We start from the raw sequence: 16234 nt of genomic DNA, 5'->3' as shown, positions 1-16234 counted from the left end.
TGAAGCAGGCTTAGTGATTGCAAGTAGAGCAAATCAGACGCGTCTCAGATAGAACTTTTTCGTCTATTGAATGGAATAATTACGACATGATGAAGAGGACGTTAAATTCGGGGGTTGCTTAGTGAAAATCCTGGCGACCAGGGAATACTTCGCTGACATAGTCAATCGGATCCGAAGTTTGCGTCGCCAGTAATGCTGCCGGTAGTTGTGCCCGGCTGCGCCACTGGCCAGGGGACATGTCAAAGGTGCCGCGAAACTCCCTGCCCATATGGGATGCATCGGCAAAACCGCAAGCACTGGCGATAGCAGCAATGGTTTTGGTGGAATGCGTCAGCATCCAGGCGGCCATACGCAGGCGCACGCCTCTGGAATAGGCCTGTGGGCTCATCCCCGATGATTGCTTGAAAAGGCGTTCCAGCTGTCGCACGGAAATATTCAGTTTGCCTGCGAGCATGTCCAGCGTGAGTGCCTGGCCCATATGCTGTTCCATTAACAGCATGGCTCGGCGTACCACGGGCGGGGTGTCCGGAGCGATGCCGGGTGGCAGTGGCTGCGGCGCAGTATGGGAATGGGAATGATCTACCTGCAGGATTCGCAGGGCTTTTTGTACGATCGCATCGTCCATATGCCGCTTTAGAATGTCCGCGGCCACATCGATGGAGGCACGTCCGCCCGAGCAGGTAATGCGGCGCCGATCACACACATAAAGCCGGTCTGCCACAATCAGGTTCGGATCGGCATGCGGGAATTGTTCGATGAAATCCCAGTAATGGAACCAGCTGACGCAGATGCGGTGATCCTGCATGACACCGGCTTGCATAAGTGCGAAGACGCCGGTACACACCCCAACCAGATTGACATTGCTGTCTGCCGCCTGCTGTATAAACCGTTTCTGCGCAGCGCTGAGGGGAAGGCCGGTATGCAGCAATCCACCCACTACCACCAGGTAATCAAAACGCGACGGATCGCCCAGTTTTTCCGAGGGCACGACCTGGATGGCGCTGGATGAACTTACCGGTGCCAATGTCTCGTCAATCACATGCCAGGTACAGCGAACGGGCTGGCTGTAGTCGCCTTCGTCTCCGGCCAGACGCAGTATATCCAGCAGACCGGAGAACGCGGTCAGCGTAAAATGCGGCAGTAGCAGAAAGCCGAAGCGAATGGGGGCGGTGTCCTTCGATGGCGGGTACATAATGATGCGGTTCCGTGACATGTGTATTCTAGCCAAGTACGGCACGAAATACCGGTAATTGGCCGAACCCGATCCATGCCGCGGAAACCGGCGCCAGGGAGCCAATCTGTCTGCACCCGGCATACCTTCACGTCGGAGTTGTCTGGATTTCTATCTGTCGGTTAAGGCCAGTTTGGCACTCAGGGCAACAAAGGCTGCAGCAAAGCTGCGACGCAACCAGTTCATGACAGAAGGTCGGGAAATGACGTGCCGACGAACGTTGGCGGCAAAGACGCCATAAGCAGTGAATACGACAAATGTCATTGCCATGAAAACAGCCGATAGCTCAAGCATGATGGGAAGCGGGCTGCCGGCCGGGTTGCCGACAAATTGCGGTAAGAAGGCGAAGAAAAAAATGGACAGTTTGGGATTGAGCAGATTGACTGTGATCGCCGAACGGATGACGTCCATATTGGAGCGGGGCGGGGTGCCGGTTTCAATTTTCAGTGCGCCGTGCTCGCGTAACGTAGTCAAGGCCATGTACAGCAGATAGGCAACACCTGCGTAACGGACTATTTCAAAAGCAAGGGCACTGGTGTGCAATAATGCAGCCAGACCCGTAATGGCAGCGAACATATGCGGCAACACACCCAGGGTGCAGCCGAAAGCAGACACGATGGCGGCGCGATACCCCCGTGACAGTCCGGCTGCAATCGTGATAATGGCACCCGTGCCCGGCGAGATGACCACGATCAGGGACGTTAGCAAAAACTCCAAACTCATATTGTGTCTCCGGTAAAAGGCCCTGCTGGCAGGCAAGGATATGATTGCCCGCCTAGCTTATACCAGTCTGCACCGGACAAACAACTTATAAATGCGACAACTTGCGACGGCGCGCCACGATTTGCTGTATCCACTCGTAGCCACTGACCAGCAATATGCCAAGCAGTACCATCAGGGCGCCGGCGACGAAATTGGGCTCCAGCGGTTCGTTCAGCAACCAAACGCCAAATGCAATACCGAAAAGCGGGGTCATGAAGGACAGAACACCAAGCCTTGATGCCAGATACTGGCGCAGCAGCCAGAACCACAAGAGCAGGCTGCCAAAAGAGACAACCAGTATCTGAAATGTCATGGCCGCAAAAGCACGTGGCGTGGGGTTGAAATAAGTCTGGTCCATGAGGATGGCTGCGACGATCAGAACGACGAAACCGCCAATCAACTGATACAGGAGGGTGTGGGTACTTGGGCAACTGTTAAGGCGGGTGGTGCGTATGACGACTGTGGTTGCGCCCCAGGCCATGGCTGCACACAGACCAAGTAAATCGCCCAGCAGCGGATTGGTGCCGCCAGCCGCTGCCGCTTCGCTGCGACCGGTAAAGGTGACCACAATCCCGGCAAAAGCGATGGCAATGCCCAGCCACTGCACCCTGTTCAGCCGTTCGTCTGGCACCTTCCAGTAAAGGCCGAGAGCGGCGAATACCGGCGCGGTGTACAGGAAAATAACCATATGAGACGCCGTGGTGTGGTGCAACCCTTCGGCAACCAGCAGAAATTCCAGGGCAAAAAGCAGCCCTGCCGCTATCCCGGGCTTCCAGGTCCCGTCAGAGAGCACAATCCGATCACCACGCGCGTAAATGAGGACATACACCATGATGGCAGAAATCCCGGAGCGCAGGGCAATCTGAAAAACCGGTGCGACGTCCGGTGCCGCGCCCTTGAGTACGACCTGTTGCAGTCCCCAAATCGCGCAAGTAAGCAGCATCAGCCCGGTGGCCTTGCGATCGATTGTCCTGCGGTGTTCCATTTTTTGTTCCTGTTCGAGATAAGTCTATAGCAAAATTCAATTATCCCATTGACGGATTACCGGCATATAGTGTAAATATGACAATCGATATCGGTATTAAGTCAATTTTGGTATGCGGGTACGTTTGCCTGCTTTCCAGGTCATCACAGCAATGAAAAAATCCGGTTTTTCACCCGATACTGCGACGCATTTGCGTCGGCCGCCATTTGAGACGACAACATTGCCTGCACCCATTGTTTTTCGGGCGGTGAGCGTCCAGGCAGATACGGTTTATCCGCGTCACTTTCACCACTGGGGCGAGTTTGTTTACTCCTTCAGCGGCATTATGGAGATTGAGCTGGCGCACGAGCATTATCTTGCCCCACCCCAATACGGTCTTTGGCTGCCGCCCCGAACCGAGCATATTGCGTTCAATCGCCTGGCTGGCATTCACTGCTCCCTATACGTAGAAGCAGCGCTGTGCCAGGCTCTGCCCGGCGTGACCTGTGCATTGACGGTGAGTCCGTTCATGCGTGCGCTGCTTGATGAGCTTGGCAGGAAACCGCCGGCCATTGTTGCGACGCAGCAGGAGCAACGCCTGCTGCAGGTTCTGGTCGATCAACTGGAACTGGCCGATTGTGCCGGAACTTACCTGCCAACCTCAGACGATCCGTTACTGAAGCCTGTGTTGCTGGCGCTTCAGGCCAATCCGGGCGATACGCGTACGATTGCCGAGTTTGCTGCGGTTAGCCATACGACAGAAAGAACATTGATGCGCCGCTGCCAGCGGGACCTGGGCATGTCTTTTGTTGAATGGCGTCAGCGGCTGAAGGTACTGGCATCGCTGGCGCGGCTTGATCGGGGTGAAACCGTGGAAGCGATCGGTCTGGATCTGGGCTACAGCAGTGCGTCAGCATTTATCAGCATGTTCCGGCGTCTGATGGGTACCACGCCCGACGAATACCGCAAGGGACGGCGCACACAGGGCGCCAGGGTAGCAGCAGGTCAGGCCGGCCGCTTATAACATATGGATCGAATTCATTAGTGCTACATATCTGAAATGCATAAGCAAAGATCAACTGGTAGGCTGACAGAACCTGTGATGTCGGGTATAAAGCGGGATTGGTTATTTATTGTGCTATTCACAGTACTGGAAATGTACTTCGGGATTTAATTCCAGAAAGGAGACGAAATGAAGCTTGAGACACTGGCCATCCATGCAGGTTATTCGCCGGAACCCACCACCAAGGCAGTCGCTGTTCCTATTTATCAGACCTCCTCGTATGCGTTTGATAATACGCAGCACGGTGCCGATCTGTTTGACCTGAAAGTGGCCGGCAATATCTACACACGAATCATGAATCCGACCAATGCAGTCTTGGAAGAGCGTGTGGCCGCCCTGGAGGGTGGTATCGCGGCGCTGGCGGTTGCGTCGGGAATGGCGGCCATTACCTATGCCATTCAGACTATTACTCAGTCGGGTGACAATATCGTCTCGGTCAGTAAACTATATGGTGGTACCTATAATCTGTTTGCCCATGCCTTTCCACGCCAGGCAATTGAGGTGCGCATGGCACCTCACGATGATATTGCGGCGCTTGAAGCGTTGATTGATGACAAGACCAAGGCAGTGTTCTGCGAATCCATCGGCAACCCGGCAGGTAACCTGATTGATCTGCGTGCATTGGCAGACGCAGCACACCGGCACGGAGTACCGCTGATTGTTGATAACACCGTGGCCACGCCGGCGCTGTGCCGTCCGTTTGAACACGGCGCCGATATAGTGGTGCATTCACTCACCAAATATATGGGTGGCCATGGCACAACGATTGCCGGGGCCATCGTCGATTCCGGTCAGTTCCCCTGGGCAGAGCATAAAGAACGTTTTGCGGTATTGAATGAGCCCGATCCGGCCTATCATGGCGTGGTCTATACCGAAGCCTTTGCCGAAGCTGCCTTTATTGGCCGATGCCGCGTGGGCCCGCTGCGCAATACCGGCGCTGCACTGGCGCCGCTGGCCGCCTTTCAGATTCTGCAGGGGATTGAAACGCTGGCATTGCGTGTCGAGCGCCATTGTGAAAATGCGCTGAAGGTGGCGCAGTTTCTGCAGCAACACGAGCAGGTGAGCTGGGTGAAATACGCCGGCTTGCCCGATCATCCGGAACACGCGCTGGCGCTTCAATATATGGGTGGCAAACCATCCGCCATTCTGTGTTTTGGTGTGAAAGGTGGTGCCGAGGCCGGTGCGCGCTTTATTGACGCGCTGCAACTCATTACCCGTCTGGTGAATATTGGTGATGCCAAATCCCTGGCATGCCATCCGGCAACAACGACCCATCGCCAGTTGAACGATGAGGAGCTGGAGAAAGCCGGCGTGAGCCAGGATATGGTTCGGCTGTCTGTGGGCATCGAGCATATCGATGACATTCTGGCTGATCTGGATCAGGCATTGCAGCACAGCAAAGGCTGAGTGCCTGCTTTGGGATTGAGGGAGCCCATTTTGCGGCCCCCTCAGCAGGCAGCTTTTAACAGGCACTTCACTGGGCGTGATTGACGAGCGCCCGTTATTGCATATGGCATTATGCGCCCGCGCCTTGCGGGTAGAGCGGGGTAGAGCGGCCGGGCAGCGTGCTATCGCCACGATCCGGCTACCACTGCCAATGGTTACACGCATTCGCTTCGCTAAATGCTATGATTGAACCACTCTTGGATCAGGAACCTTCTTATGGATATCACCATTTATCACAATACCCGCTGCGGGACTTCACGCACGACGCTGGCGCTTATCCGCAATACGGGTGTTGAACCCAATGTGATCGAGTACCTGCACAATCCGCCTTCCCGCGAGGAGCTGGTGGCGGTTATAGAGAAGGCGGGTATCAGTGTACGTGAAGCCGTGCGCGAGAAAGAAACGCTGTTCAAAGAACTCGGACTGGATGATCCGGCTGTGAGCGATGAGCGGCTGCTTGATGCCATGATTGAATACCCGATTTTGATTAATCGTCCCTTCGTGGTCACGCCAAAAGGCGCGCGCCTGTGCCGCCCGGCAGAGCTGGTACTGGATATTTTACCTTTGCCGCAAAAAGGCGCCGTCAATCGCGCCGACGGCACGCCGCTGATCGACGCATTGGGTCAGAAAGTCACGCAGGCCTGAACGTTTACAGCAATACCCCCGCCGTTTCGTCGTATTTGATATTGAATCAGCCTTTGCTGCGATTCACATTGTTGCAGGACTCGCACTGCAGTTGGCGCATAGATGATCTTGAGTAAGGAACTGACATGGCACGCCCGATCTGGAATGGTACGATTTCCTTTGGATTGTTGAATATCCCGGTGGCTTTGATGCCCGGGGAACGGCGCATTGATCTGCATTTTCGGATGCTGGACTCGCGTGATAATGCGCCGGTACGCTATGAACGGGTCAATGCCGACACGGGCGACGAGGTACCATGGAAGGATATCGTCAAGGCGTTTGAATATAGCAAGGGCAATTACGTCGTTCTTGAACCCGATGACATTCGCGATGCAGCGCCGCAAAGCAAGGAGTCGGTCGATGTAGAGGCATTTGTTGATGCCAGTGCGATCGGCCCGGCCTATTTCGAAAAACCCTATGTGCTGGTACCCGGAAAAAAGGCGGAGAAAGGGTACGTCTTGTTGCGCGAAACGCTGCGCGATGCTGGCAAGATCGGGATCGCACGTGTGGTCATACGCACGCGTGAATATCTGTGTGCCGTCATGCCGCAAGGCGATGCGCTTATGCTGATTCTGCTGCGATATCCGCAGGAACTCATCGATGTGCAAGACTACCGGATTCCGGAAGGCAAGTTGAGTGAGTACCGGATTTCCCGTCAGGAAATGGACATGGCCAGCCAATTGATTTCATCCATGGAAGTGGACTGGCAACCAGACCAATATAAGGATGAGTTCCGGCAGCGGCTTACAGATGTGATCAAAAAAAGAATGAAGGCCAACAAGGTAAGCCATCGTCCGGACGACGATCTGGACGAGGCAGCCGTTCCGGAGAATGCCGCCACCAACGTCGTTGACTTCATGTCTCTGCTCAAGCAAAGTCTGGCAACCAATAAGCGGACGCCGCCGAAGTCGGCCAGCTCGCGATCTGCTGCGGCCGGCAGCGACAGCACAGCTGACAGTAAATCAAAAAAAGCGCCTGCAAAGGCAACGCAGGCGTCTGCACCGCGCGCCTCTAAAGCGGGCAACGGTAAAGCGAGCAGTCCGAAAGCGAACCACGGTAAAACGAATAAGGATAAGGCCGGCAGCGGGAAAGCGACTGGCAAATCAGCCGCAACCACCGGAAAAGCAGCCAGGGCAGCAAGCAAGACAAGCAGCAAGACGACAACCAGGAAAAGCGCAAGGTCAACCGGCACTGCTTCAGGATCACGCAAGCGGGCGACTGGCACCAAAAAGGCGGCATAGCGCGCTCTTTTCCAAACAAGACCGGAGGTGCTATGAGCCTTGCCGATTATCAGCGCAAACGCCGGTTCGACCGAACGCCGGAACCGCAGGAAAACGCGATTGGCGGCGGCCGGCCTGTCTTTGTTGTCCAGCTGCATCATGCCAGCCATCGTCATTATGATTTTCGCCTGCAGATGGCCGGCGTGCTCAAGAGCTGGGCCGTGCCCAAGGGCCCCAGCCTTGATCCTTCTGTCAAACGCCTGGCGGTGGAAGTGGAGGATCACCCGGTCAGCTATGCCCGTTTCGAGGGTGATATACCCAAAGGCGAATACGGTGGCGGTCATGTCAGGATATTCGACAGCGGTATCTGGAGCACCAGCGAAGACGCCGAAAAGCAGCTGGCAAAGGGGCATTTGACGTTTGAACTGTTCGGCGACATATTACAGGGCGGATGGCATCTGATCCGAAGTCATCGCCGAACCAGTCAGCGCCAGTGGTTATTGATCAAACAGGACGATGCCTTTGCCAGCAATCGGGAGGCGGATGATTTTGTTGATGAGGCGGCACAGCGTGGTACTCACGGCGCGATGAATACCCGGCAGACGTATGCAGGCAAGAGACCTGCAACCGGTAAAGTCACCAAAGGAATCACCTCGAAAGGCGTCACGTCAAAGGGAGTGACGTCAAAAGTCACAGCGTCAAAAGGAGCAACGTCAAAAGGTGCAACGTCAAAAGGTGCAACGTCAAAAGGTGCAGCATCAAAAGGTGCAGCATCAAAAGGTGCAGCATCTAAAGCCTCAGCATCAAAAGCCGTCACCACCACTACCGACGCGAACCGACGGCGCAATCCAGCGACGACGACATGGCGTGCGCAGCTGGACGCCTTCAAAGGAGCAACCCGACAGACGTTGCTGCACAAGCCATTTGCGCCGCAATTATGCGAACCTGCGGATAAGGCGCCGGTCGGCGATGACTGGTTGCACGAAGTCAAATGGGATGGCTATCGCCTGTTGTGCACAATTGTTGATGGCGTTCCCGCCTTGTGGTCGCGCAATGGTCTGGACTGGACAGCGCGCCTGCCTGATGTCGCTCGTGATATGGCATTGCTGGGGTTGCAGCAGGCGGCATTCGATGGAGAGCTGGTGGTGCTCAACGGAGTGCGCAGCGACTTTTCGGCATTGCAGGCCACACTGTCCGGTGAGCAGCAGGCGCCATTGAGCTATCTGCTATTTGACCTGATTCATCTGGAAGGGCTTGATCTGTGCGATGTGCCCTTGCAGGATCGCAAGGCATTGCTGCAGACCCTGTTACAAGACGCGCCATCACGACTGCGATACAGCTCGCATCTGGTGGGTTCAGGCCCCGATGTGTTCAAACAAGTAACTGCGGAAAAACTCGAAGGCATTATTTCAAAACGAATAAATGCACCGTACCGCGCCGGTCGCAGTCGAAGCTGGCAGAAAATAAAGATGGAACTCAGTGATGAGTTTGCCATTGCCGGTTTCATTGAACCGAAAGGCAGCCGTACGGGTATTGGCTCATTGCTGCTGGCGGTACCGCAGGGCAGGACCGGCTGGCGGCTTGCCGGGCGCGTTGGGACCGGCATGAATGATGCAATGTTGCGCCAGCTATCGGCCATGCTACGCCCTCAGGCCGTGACCGCGCCGACGGTCACGGTCGCGGACATCGATTCGGATCTGCGACGGGCGAAATGGGTCAGGCCGCGACAGGTGGTTGAGGTGTTTTATCGTGGCTATAGCAGCCAGGGGCTGTTACGTCACACGGCCTTCAGGGCATTGCGGGAAGACAAATCAGTTGCCGATCTGCGTGGCAGTCCGGCACAAGAGGAGCCTATGAAAAAAGAGATTGTTCACATCAGCAGTCCGGATCGCCTGGTGTACCCCGAGCTCGGCGTGAGCAAGCAGGATGTCGCCGACTATTACGAACGCGTGATGGACTGGCTTTTGCCGGGCTTGATCGGGCGTCCTCTGGCGGTGCTGCGTTGTCCCGATGGTACGCAGAACGCCTGCTTTTTCCAGAAGCATCATACGGCCGGCATGGATGTCAGTACGGTCAATCTGCAGGAAGAGCAGGGGGGCAGACAGAATTATCTGATGGTGCGCGACAAGACGGATGTCATGCAACTGGTCCAGTTTAATGCCCTGGAGTTTCATCCATGGGGTGCGCAGGCCGACAGCCCGGATCATTGCGATCGCCTGGTGTTTGATCTTGATCCTTCTGCCGAAGTGCCCTGGAACAAGGTGAAGCAGGCGGCACGTCAGGTGCGCGATTTGCTGGCGCAATTGCAGTTGCAATCGTTTGTACGCACTACCGGTGGTAAGGGGCTGCACGTGGTAGCGCCTCTGAACCCGCCGGCACCCTGGGACGACGCAAGACAGTTTGCGCGGGCATTTGCCGAGTCGCTGGCCGGAGCACATCCGGATACCTATATCGCCACTGCCTCTAAAAAGCGGCGCAAGGGGCTGATATTCGTCGATTATCTGCGCAACGGGCGTGGCGCGACCAGTGTCTGTTCGTATTCGCTACGTGCCCGGCCTGGCGCCGCGGTGGCCACACCACTGCGCTGGGAAGAACTGGGTCGCGTCAAGTCGTCAGATGCCTTCACTATCCGCAATGTGCTGCAACGTCTGGCCAGGCTTGCGGATGATCCGTGGCAGGCGTTGACACGGATCAGGCAGTCGCTGCCGGATCTGGCTGAGTGACGGCTTGCGGATTCGCGCCAATCTTTCATGGCTGGCTGCGACTGCCGGCACTGCCGGCGCTTGTGAGAACATTCGGCGTTGTTAACACAACGGTGATACAGTTCCCGGCGCATCGCGTCTGGCTCGTTTTTGGGTTACTCCCAGCCACCACCCAGCGCCAGAAATACATCTATCTGCATATCGGCCAGTTGCGCCAGCGATGCTGCCAGTGCGCTGTCGGCACTGGCCAGTGTGCGCTGGGCATCCAGCACTGGCAGGTAATCCGTTTTGCCCGCCTGGTACAGGGCCGAGGCCTGGCTGGCCGCCTGTGCAGCCGTGTCCCTTGCGGCTTTCAGCGCAGCATGACGTTCCAGCTGACGTGCATAGATCACCAGAGCACTCTCGGTTTCCTGCAGGGCATTTAATACCGTTGCATCAAAGTGTGCGTATTCGGCATCGGCTGTTGCCCGGGCCTGGGCGATAGCGGCCTGTGCAGCACCGGTGTTGGGCAAGGTCCATGATATGAGCGGGCCTATGCTCAGACTTGTGGTGCTTTTATTGCCCAACATGCTCATGGGGCCGGCCGAGCCCGTCGCCAGACCCAGCGTGATGGTTGGATACAACTGGCCGATGGCCACGCCGATTCTGGCTGTGGCGGCGGCCAGCTTGCGTTCGGCAGCCCGGATATCGGGTCGGCGGCGCAATAGCTGTTGACCGTTGCCAACCGGAATGGTGCCGGTAAAGCGCGGTGGCGTAGCGCATTTGAACAGCGATGCAGGCATGGCAGACGGCGCCTCGCCTGTCAGCGTCGCCAGCCGGAACAAGGCAACCTGCTGTTGCGCTTTGAGTGTCGGAAGATCGGCGCGCAGTTGTTGTACCTGGCCACGTGCGCGGGTGACATCCAGTTGCGTTCCCCGTCCGGCCTGCCACAACTGGTTCGCGATATCGCTCGATTCCTGCTGGATACGTACTGACTTCTGTGCAGAGGCCAATTGCATGCCGCCGGCGCAAACGGCGGCATAGGCGCGCGCCGTTTCGGCGGCAACGGTCACGCGGGCCGCCTCGTAAGTGGCTGTCGCTGCCTGTTCATCCTGTTGGGAGGCCTCGATTGCGCGGTGGATTTGCCCGAAAAGATCCACCTGATAGGCAATATTCAGCCCGCTGCTGTACGACCAGCGATCCGGTGGGCGCAGGTCCGGCTGCAATTGCTGCAGACCTGAGCTGTGGCCGTATTTGGTCGCCGCATTGACGTCGATCACGGGTGATTGCTGTGCCTGGGCACCGGCAACAGCGGCACGGGCGCTGGCCAGATTTGCCTGCGCTGCACGCAGGTTGGCATTGGTATTGAGTGCCTTGTCGATTAATTGATCCAGGACAGGGTCATGATTGAGCCGCCACCAATGTGCCGGCAGGGGCGCGTCGGAATAGACCTTGCCTGCCTGCGCGCCAACAAAGGTGCCCTGAGCGGACGGTCGTTTTATCACGGCGTCGGCTGGTGTCTGGTAGTCGGGCCCCACCACGGTGCAGCCGGCCACCAGCAGAGACAAGAATGTGAGGGTTGAAAAGCGGTAATTCATCATCAGATTTCAAATAAAGTGCTTGCGCGTGCGTTCATGGACGATCCGTGTCGCTCTGTTCGATACTTACTGTTGCGGTTTGCCCGGCAACCAGCGTTGTCTGTGCATCTTTCTTGTCAATGGCAATGCGTACGGGCACGCGTTGCGCCAGGCGGATCCAGTTGAACACCGGGTTGACATTGGGCAGCAGATCGCTGCCGATGCTACGGTCACGATCGGCAATACCCAGGGCAATGCTTTGCACATGGCCCCTGATGATGGCGCTGCTGCCCATCAGGGTGACCGCAGCCGGGTCATTGAGGTGAATGTTGCCCAGCTTGCCTTCTTCAAAATAGCCTTCAACGTAGAACGACGCGCTGTCAATGAGCGCCAGAACGGGTTTGCCTACGGTCACGTAGTCGCCGACGCGCAAACTCAGATTGGTGATGCGGCCATCAGTAACGGCATAGACCCGGCTGCGAGTGAGGTTCAATTCTGCGCTGGCCAGTTGTACTTTGGCCTGAGCCAGTGCTGCCTGTGCCTGTTGCAGATGCATACGGCTTTGTTCCAGGGTTTCGGCGGCCACCAGTTTGCCCAGCGAGCGGTTGCGTTTAACGTCGCGCAGTGCCTGGTCCTGGGCAGCGATGTCGGCCCGGACCACGGCCTGAGCCTGATCGTAAGCCAGTTGATAGCGTGCCCGGTCGATTTCAAACAGCAGCTCGCCGGCCTTGACATCCTGGTTATCATGCACGGCCACGTTCATCACCAGGCCCGAGACATCCGGCGCGACCTGTACCACATTGGCCTTGACCCGGCCATCGCGCGTCCACGGCTCTACCTCGTAATGCATCCAGAGCATCCAGCCGGCCCAAATGGCCAGTGCCAGAACAAGCATGGTAAGCAGAAACCGGGCGAATGCGGCCAGCGGTCGTGAAGTGGGTAATTTCATTTGTTAAACCATCAGCAATTTCAAAATAAGGGGAAAGGTGCGCTGCACTGCAAAAAGCAGAATGATGTACAGCCCGAGATCAAACAGGGCGGGGTGCCACACCAGACGATAAAAACCCAGGCGCGAGAGCAATGTGCTTACGGCCTTGGCGATCACATATGTAATCAGAGCCAATACCAGCAGCCAGGGTATATAAAGGCCCTGTACGTCAATTTCGCCGATCATGATCGGACCTCCCTGGTGGTTGGTGTTACCGGATAATGCGCCGTTTGCGGGAACAGGCCACGACGCAGACCCACCATGGCGACAACGGCTCGGTGGTGTGACGATCCGATAGCGGGTGCCTGCAGAACCGTGGTCAGCGCGTCGTCCAGCTGTTGCAGTAAATCCTCGCCTGGCCCCTGTACTGGATTGTGAACTGGCTTGTGAAGGAAGGCCGCCAGACTATCGAGCATCCGACGTACCGACTGGCCGGCGCGGGGCAGCGATTGCAAGGCGCTTTGCAATACGGCAATATCATTGCCGACCCGCAATGCCAGCAGCGGGTCGGGTGTACCCGGCGATGCCTCGCGGCTCTCGGCCGGCAGACGGGTCTGCAGCAGACCAACGCGATCGAGCATGCGCGAGGTCAGGTGCGGCGTGATCTGCCCGCGTCGTGCTGATGCCAGGGTGGCCAGATCCTGCCGATTGGCATTCCGGATGCGTACCACCGCGCGTTCGGCACTGATGGTGCGAAACAGGCTTGCAACCAGCGCAGCCACGGCTGTACCAGCCAGCTGACCGGTAATGCTGTTCAGATAAATGTCCATTGTGGCCTGGTTGACGTCCATCAGCGCGAACGTGCCCAGTACGCCGAACAGCATCGCCATTGCCTGCAGCGCATACGCAGGGCGTATCGCCAGTGCGGACAGCACGAAGACCACCGGAAAAATGACCATCGCCAGCATTTCAAATGTGTGTATGGAGGGCAGCGCGACCAGCAGATAGAAAGCGGAGACGGGAATAGAGTAAATCGTGTAGCGCAGGAATACGCGCATGGGGGCAGCCGGATTATCCAGTGTTGAAAAGAAACAGCTGAACACCGCCGCCATCATGGCTGCGGTTCCGCCCTGAGGCCATGCAGTGATGATCCAGAATACGCAGCAAATGCCGATGGCGATTGCTGCCGCCAGTGCTGATTGCAATGCAATGCCGCGATCGATATGCAGGTCGGGCTTGCGACGGCTGGCACCGGCATCGTCGCTGGCACTCTGGATGCCGGCGTCCAGGTCAATTCGGATCTGAACACATTTGGCATAGGTGTTGACCAGTTCATGCAGACGCGTGGCCAGGCTGGCAGATAATAAAGTATGCCATTGCAAGTCGGATTCAATGGCAGGTGTGATCGCGTCAATGGCGCTATGCATTGTTTGTAGTTGCCCGGGGGAGGGTTGGCTGCCCGACTCTATCCAGTCGCTGATGTTCTTCATGACCTCTTGCGTTGCCGGAGAGATTGGTTGTCCGGCCAGTTGCAATGCATTGATTCTGTCTTCCACAGAGGAAATGACCGGCGTCAGGCTGATGATGCGGTTCAACAGCGCTCGCAGCAGATGTGAAGACCAGCGGATATTGCTGGTGTCGAACGGAATATGTGAGGCGGTCAGGCGCAGTTGGGTAATGTCGTTGGCCAGTTTGCGACGGTTTTGCCGGTCTTCCTCGGGCGCCGCGCAACGCAGCGTAGAGACGATCCAGGTGCGCGCATCCGCCAGGGTTTTGTCCAGGCCGTTCATGACCACGGGCGCAATACTGCGTGGCAGTATAAGCGTATGAACAAGGGCTGCACACATGATGCCCAGGCTGATTTCTTCAACGCGGGAAATGCCTTTGTCAAACAGCCCGATGGGATCGTCCACGGCAGGAAAGCCGATAAGCGCGGCCGTGTATCCGGCCAGCATGAACACATAGGAGCGGGGCGTGCGGTCCAGCAATGAAATATACAGGCAGCCGCCAACCCAGAGCGACATGGCCAGCGTGGTGAGTAGCGGGCTTTGGTTCAGGTTCGGAATAATGGCAATCGCGGCGGCTGATCCCAGTATTGTGCCGCCCAGCCTGTACAGGGCTTTGGAACGGATGCTGCCGGCCCAGGGCTGGGTCGTGACAACGTAGGCGGTCATCATCGCCCAGAACGGATTGCGCAGGCCGATACTGTATGAAATATAAAGCGCCATCATGGCGCTTATATAACACTTGAGTGAAAATAGCGTCTCGTCGCGGGTAAACAGTTTCATTTGCGGTTGCCTGAAAGCTTTGTGCAAGAGCGGCCCGTTGCGCTGGTGTTGTTTCTGATCGTATCGAGCACACGCAAAAAGGCGTCGGCATCGTCTTTTGATACACCGTTGAAAATCGTGCGCCGGAAACTGAGCAAGAGTTTGTCAATGTCATTTGCAATACGCTTGCCTGCGTCGGTCAGATACAGTGTTTTGCTGCGTCCATCTTCAGGATCCAGCTTGCGTATCGCCAGGCCGCCGGCTTCCAGCTGATCCAGCAGACGGACCAGGGAAGGGGCTTCAATGCCAAGTTCTTCGGCGACATCCTTTTGTCTGACGCCTTCACCGAGCCGCTTAATGATAATAATTGGCCATGCTGTGGCCTGAGACAGGCCTAGTTCGGCAAGCATCTGATCCGCTGCTGCGCGATAGGCGCGCGACATTTGCAGCATGCCCTGGCTCATGGCCATGCGGGTGGCGTCGGACGGCTGATTCAATTGGGTAGTCATGTCAGAAAACAATTGAGAATATTGAATGATGAAAGCGTATGATGGCATTCAATTAGTTAGCTAGCTAACTATTATAGAGAGAGAAGCTGAACATAGACTGAAATAGCGCAAGTCGCTTATTTTCTGCCAGTGTCAACTGCTTGCGGATCCATCCCGCAGGCTTACCGGCGCTAGCGCTGGAGATGGCGTTATTGCTACACTGTATCGGTATTGTGTACTAAACCGGGAGTTTGTCATGGCCTGTGCGTCAGCAGAACACGAACGCGAAGTCTTGTATTCATTGGTGTCGCGTCGTCGTACCGTTCGTCAGTTTACCGACGCGCCCGTCGAAGTACGGGCACTCATGCGTATCCTTGCCTGTGCACAGGGAGTCAGCGGAACAGACGGCAAGCGAGGCGCACCATCGGCGCATGCTTTGTATCCCTTAAGGTTGACCGTCATTGCGCGACGTGTACAAGGCTTGCAGCCGGGCACCTACACATTTGATCCGCAGCGAGCAGGTCTTGATCGGGTAGCGCCCGGCCCGACACCGGGCAGTTTGCTGGCGGCTTCTCTGGCCGATGATCTCTGGCTGGAAACAGCGCCTGTTGTGATTGTTATTAGCGCCGACCATGACCTGGCGTTACGCCATTTTGCTGATCAGCAGCCGGACGGATTGCGTGGTGCCCGCTATGTTGATGTGGAGGCCGGCGCGGTGGCACAGAATCTTTATCTGGCTGCGCTGGTTGAAGATCTGGGTGGCGTACTGGTGATGGGGGTAGATGATGAGGCGCTTGCCAGGGCGCTTACCCTGCCTGCCGCAAATAAGCCGGTGGCGCTTTTTTGTCTGGGGCAGGACCAGAGGTCTTAGGACCCTCATCAAAGCGCAGCGGCCTGAGTATTCACTTTATCCTGGTGCAGAA

14 protein-coding genes are annotated in these 16234 nt (G+C 56.7%); 6 read left to right on the top strand and 8 right to left on the bottom strand.

The window, feature by feature from the left end:
- Positions 1 to 118: 118 nt before the first annotated feature.
- The 3 genes from MIM_RS15970 to MIM_RS15960 all read right to left on the bottom strand — a co-directional run bounded on the left by MIM_RS15970 (position 119) and on the right by MIM_RS15960 (position 2978).
- Complete coding sequence (locus MIM_RS15970) at positions 119 to 1213, bottom strand: GlxA family transcriptional regulator (protein WP_025373762.1); 1095 nt, start codon at positions 1211 to 1213, stop codon at positions 119 to 121.
- Between the two features lie 129 nt (positions 1214 to 1342).
- On the bottom strand, positions 1343 to 1954 hold the full coding sequence (locus MIM_RS15965; protein ID WP_025373761.1) for a LysE family translocator: 612 nt from the start codon (positions 1952 to 1954) through the stop codon (positions 1343 to 1345).
- An 85-nt stretch (positions 1955 to 2039) separates the two neighbouring features.
- The gene (locus tag MIM_RS15960) at positions 2040 to 2978 is read right to left on the bottom strand and encodes a DMT family transporter (protein WP_025373760.1); all 939 of its coding nucleotides are present in this window, start codon (positions 2976 to 2978) and stop codon (positions 2040 to 2042) included.
- A gap of 151 nt (positions 2979 to 3129) precedes the next feature.
- On the opposite strand from MIM_RS15960, the gene MIM_RS15955 reads away from it, so the two are divergent.
- The 5 genes from MIM_RS15955 (at position 3130) to ligD (ending at position 10093) form a co-directional block, all read left to right on the top strand.
- Positions 3130 to 3981, top strand: a complete 852-nt coding sequence (locus MIM_RS15955) for an AraC family transcriptional regulator (RefSeq protein WP_042071607.1) — start codon at positions 3130 to 3132, stop codon at positions 3979 to 3981.
- 168 nt (positions 3982 to 4149) lie between these two features.
- Positions 4150 to 5427, top strand: a complete 1278-nt coding sequence (locus MIM_RS15950; protein WP_025373758.1) for a bifunctional O-acetylhomoserine aminocarboxypropyltransferase/cysteine synthase — start codon at positions 4150 to 4152, stop codon at positions 5425 to 5427.
- Positions 5428 to 5682: 255 nt separating this feature from the next.
- A complete protein-coding gene (gene arsC / locus MIM_RS15945) occupies positions 5683 to 6111 on the top strand; it encodes an arsenate reductase (glutaredoxin) (protein ID WP_025373757.1) in 429 nt (142 codons plus the stop codon).
- A gap of 125 nt (positions 6112 to 6236) precedes the next feature.
- Positions 6237 to 7391 carry a non-homologous end joining protein Ku gene (gene ku, locus MIM_RS15940; protein WP_025373756.1) on the top strand — a complete coding sequence of 385 codons (1155 nt, stop codon included), beginning with the start codon at positions 6237 to 6239 and terminating at the stop codon, positions 7389 to 7391.
- Positions 7392 to 7423: 32 nt separating this feature from the next.
- The gene (ligD, locus tag MIM_RS15935; RefSeq protein ID WP_025373755.1) at positions 7424 to 10093 is read left to right on the top strand and encodes a DNA ligase D; all 2670 of its coding nucleotides are present in this window, start codon (positions 7424 to 7426) and stop codon (positions 10091 to 10093) included.
- A gap of 134 nt (positions 10094 to 10227) precedes the next feature.
- Here ligD and MIM_RS15930 read toward each other — a convergent pair whose 3' ends face one another.
- From MIM_RS15930 to MIM_RS15910, 5 genes are read right to left on the bottom strand one after another with little or no spacing between them, the layout of a single operon-like run.
- Positions 10228 to 11649, bottom strand: coding sequence for an efflux transporter outer membrane subunit (locus tag MIM_RS15930; RefSeq protein WP_025373754.1), 1422 nt, complete (start codon positions 11647 to 11649; stop codon positions 10228 to 10230).
- A gap of 34 nt (positions 11650 to 11683) precedes the next feature.
- Positions 11684 to 12577 (bottom strand): efflux RND transporter periplasmic adaptor subunit, encoded by an 894-nt coding sequence (locus MIM_RS15925; protein ID WP_025373753.1) that lies wholly within the window; start codon positions 12575 to 12577, stop codon positions 11684 to 11686.
- 3 nt (positions 12578 to 12580) lie between these two features.
- Positions 12581 to 12802 carry a DUF1656 domain-containing protein gene (locus MIM_RS15920; RefSeq protein ID WP_025373752.1) on the bottom strand — a complete coding sequence of 74 codons (222 nt, stop codon included), beginning with the start codon at positions 12800 to 12802 and terminating at the stop codon, positions 12581 to 12583.
- Complete coding sequence (locus MIM_RS15915) at positions 12799 to 14844, bottom strand: FUSC family protein (protein WP_025373751.1); 2046 nt, start codon at positions 14842 to 14844, stop codon at positions 12799 to 12801. The genes MIM_RS15920 and MIM_RS15915 overlap by 4 nt, the downstream gene beginning before the upstream one ends.
- Positions 14841 to 15332: a MarR family winged helix-turn-helix transcriptional regulator gene (locus MIM_RS15910; RefSeq protein ID WP_042071602.1), complete on the bottom strand. Its 492-nt coding sequence runs from the start codon at positions 15330 to 15332 to the stop codon at positions 14841 to 14843. The genes MIM_RS15915 and MIM_RS15910 overlap by 4 nt, the downstream gene beginning before the upstream one ends.
- Positions 15333 to 15567: 235 nt before the next feature.
- Here MIM_RS15910 and MIM_RS15905 point away from each other — a divergent pair, with 235 nt between their 5' ends.
- The gene (locus tag MIM_RS15905; RefSeq protein ID WP_025373749.1) at positions 15568 to 16182 is read left to right on the top strand and encodes a SagB/ThcOx family dehydrogenase; all 615 of its coding nucleotides are present in this window, start codon (positions 15568 to 15570) and stop codon (positions 16180 to 16182) included.
- The last annotated feature ends 52 nt before the right edge of the window (positions 16183 to 16234 follow it).

It is taken from the genome of Advenella mimigardefordensis DPN7 (assembly GCF_000521505.1).
GTDB classification, from domain to species: Bacteria; Pseudomonadota; Gammaproteobacteria; order Burkholderiales; family Burkholderiaceae_B; genus Advenella; species Advenella mimigardefordensis.
The sequence above is the reverse complement of the archived record's forward strand: the minus strand, read 5'-3'. Positions and strand labels throughout refer to the sequence as shown.

Coding starts and splice junctions, on each gene's coding strand:
- MIM_RS15970 (WP_025373762.1), bottom strand. CDS start 1,213: ATGTCACGGAACCGCATCATTATGTACCCGCCATCGAAGGACACCGCC.
- MIM_RS15965 (WP_025373761.1), bottom strand. CDS start 1,954: ATGAGTTTGGAGTTTTTGCTAACGTCCCTGATCGTGGTCATCTCGCCG.
- MIM_RS15960 (WP_025373760.1), bottom strand. CDS start 2,978: ATGGAACACCGCAGGACAATCGATCGCAAGGCCACCGGGCTGATGCTG.
- MIM_RS15955 (WP_042071607.1), top strand. CDS start 3,130: ATGAAAAAATCCGGTTTTTCACCCGATACTGCGACGCATTTGCGTCGG.
- MIM_RS15950 (WP_025373758.1), top strand. CDS start 4,150: ATGAAGCTTGAGACACTGGCCATCCATGCAGGTTATTCGCCGGAACCC.
- arsC (WP_025373757.1), top strand. CDS start 5,683: ATGGATATCACCATTTATCACAATACCCGCTGCGGGACTTCACGCACG.
- ku (WP_025373756.1), top strand. CDS start 6,237: ATGGCACGCCCGATCTGGAATGGTACGATTTCCTTTGGATTGTTGAAT.
- ligD (WP_025373755.1), top strand. CDS start 7,424: ATGAGCCTTGCCGATTATCAGCGCAAACGCCGGTTCGACCGAACGCCG.
- MIM_RS15930 (WP_025373754.1), bottom strand. CDS start 11,649: ATGAATTACCGCTTTTCAACCCTCACATTCTTGTCTCTGCTGGTGGCC.
- MIM_RS15925 (WP_025373753.1), bottom strand. CDS start 12,577: ATGAAATTACCCACTTCACGACCGCTGGCCGCATTCGCCCGGTTTCTG.
- MIM_RS15920 (WP_025373752.1), bottom strand. CDS start 12,802: ATGATCGGCGAAATTGACGTACAGGGCCTTTATATACCCTGGCTGCTG.
- MIM_RS15915 (WP_025373751.1), bottom strand. CDS start 14,844: ATGAAACTGTTTACCCGCGACGAGACGCTATTTTCACTCAAGTGTTAT.
- MIM_RS15910 (WP_042071602.1), bottom strand. CDS start 15,332: ATGACTACCCAATTGAATCAGCCGTCCGACGCCACCCGCATGGCCATG.
- MIM_RS15905 (WP_025373749.1), top strand. CDS start 15,568: ATGGCCTGTGCGTCAGCAGAACACGAACGCGAAGTCTTGTATTCATTG.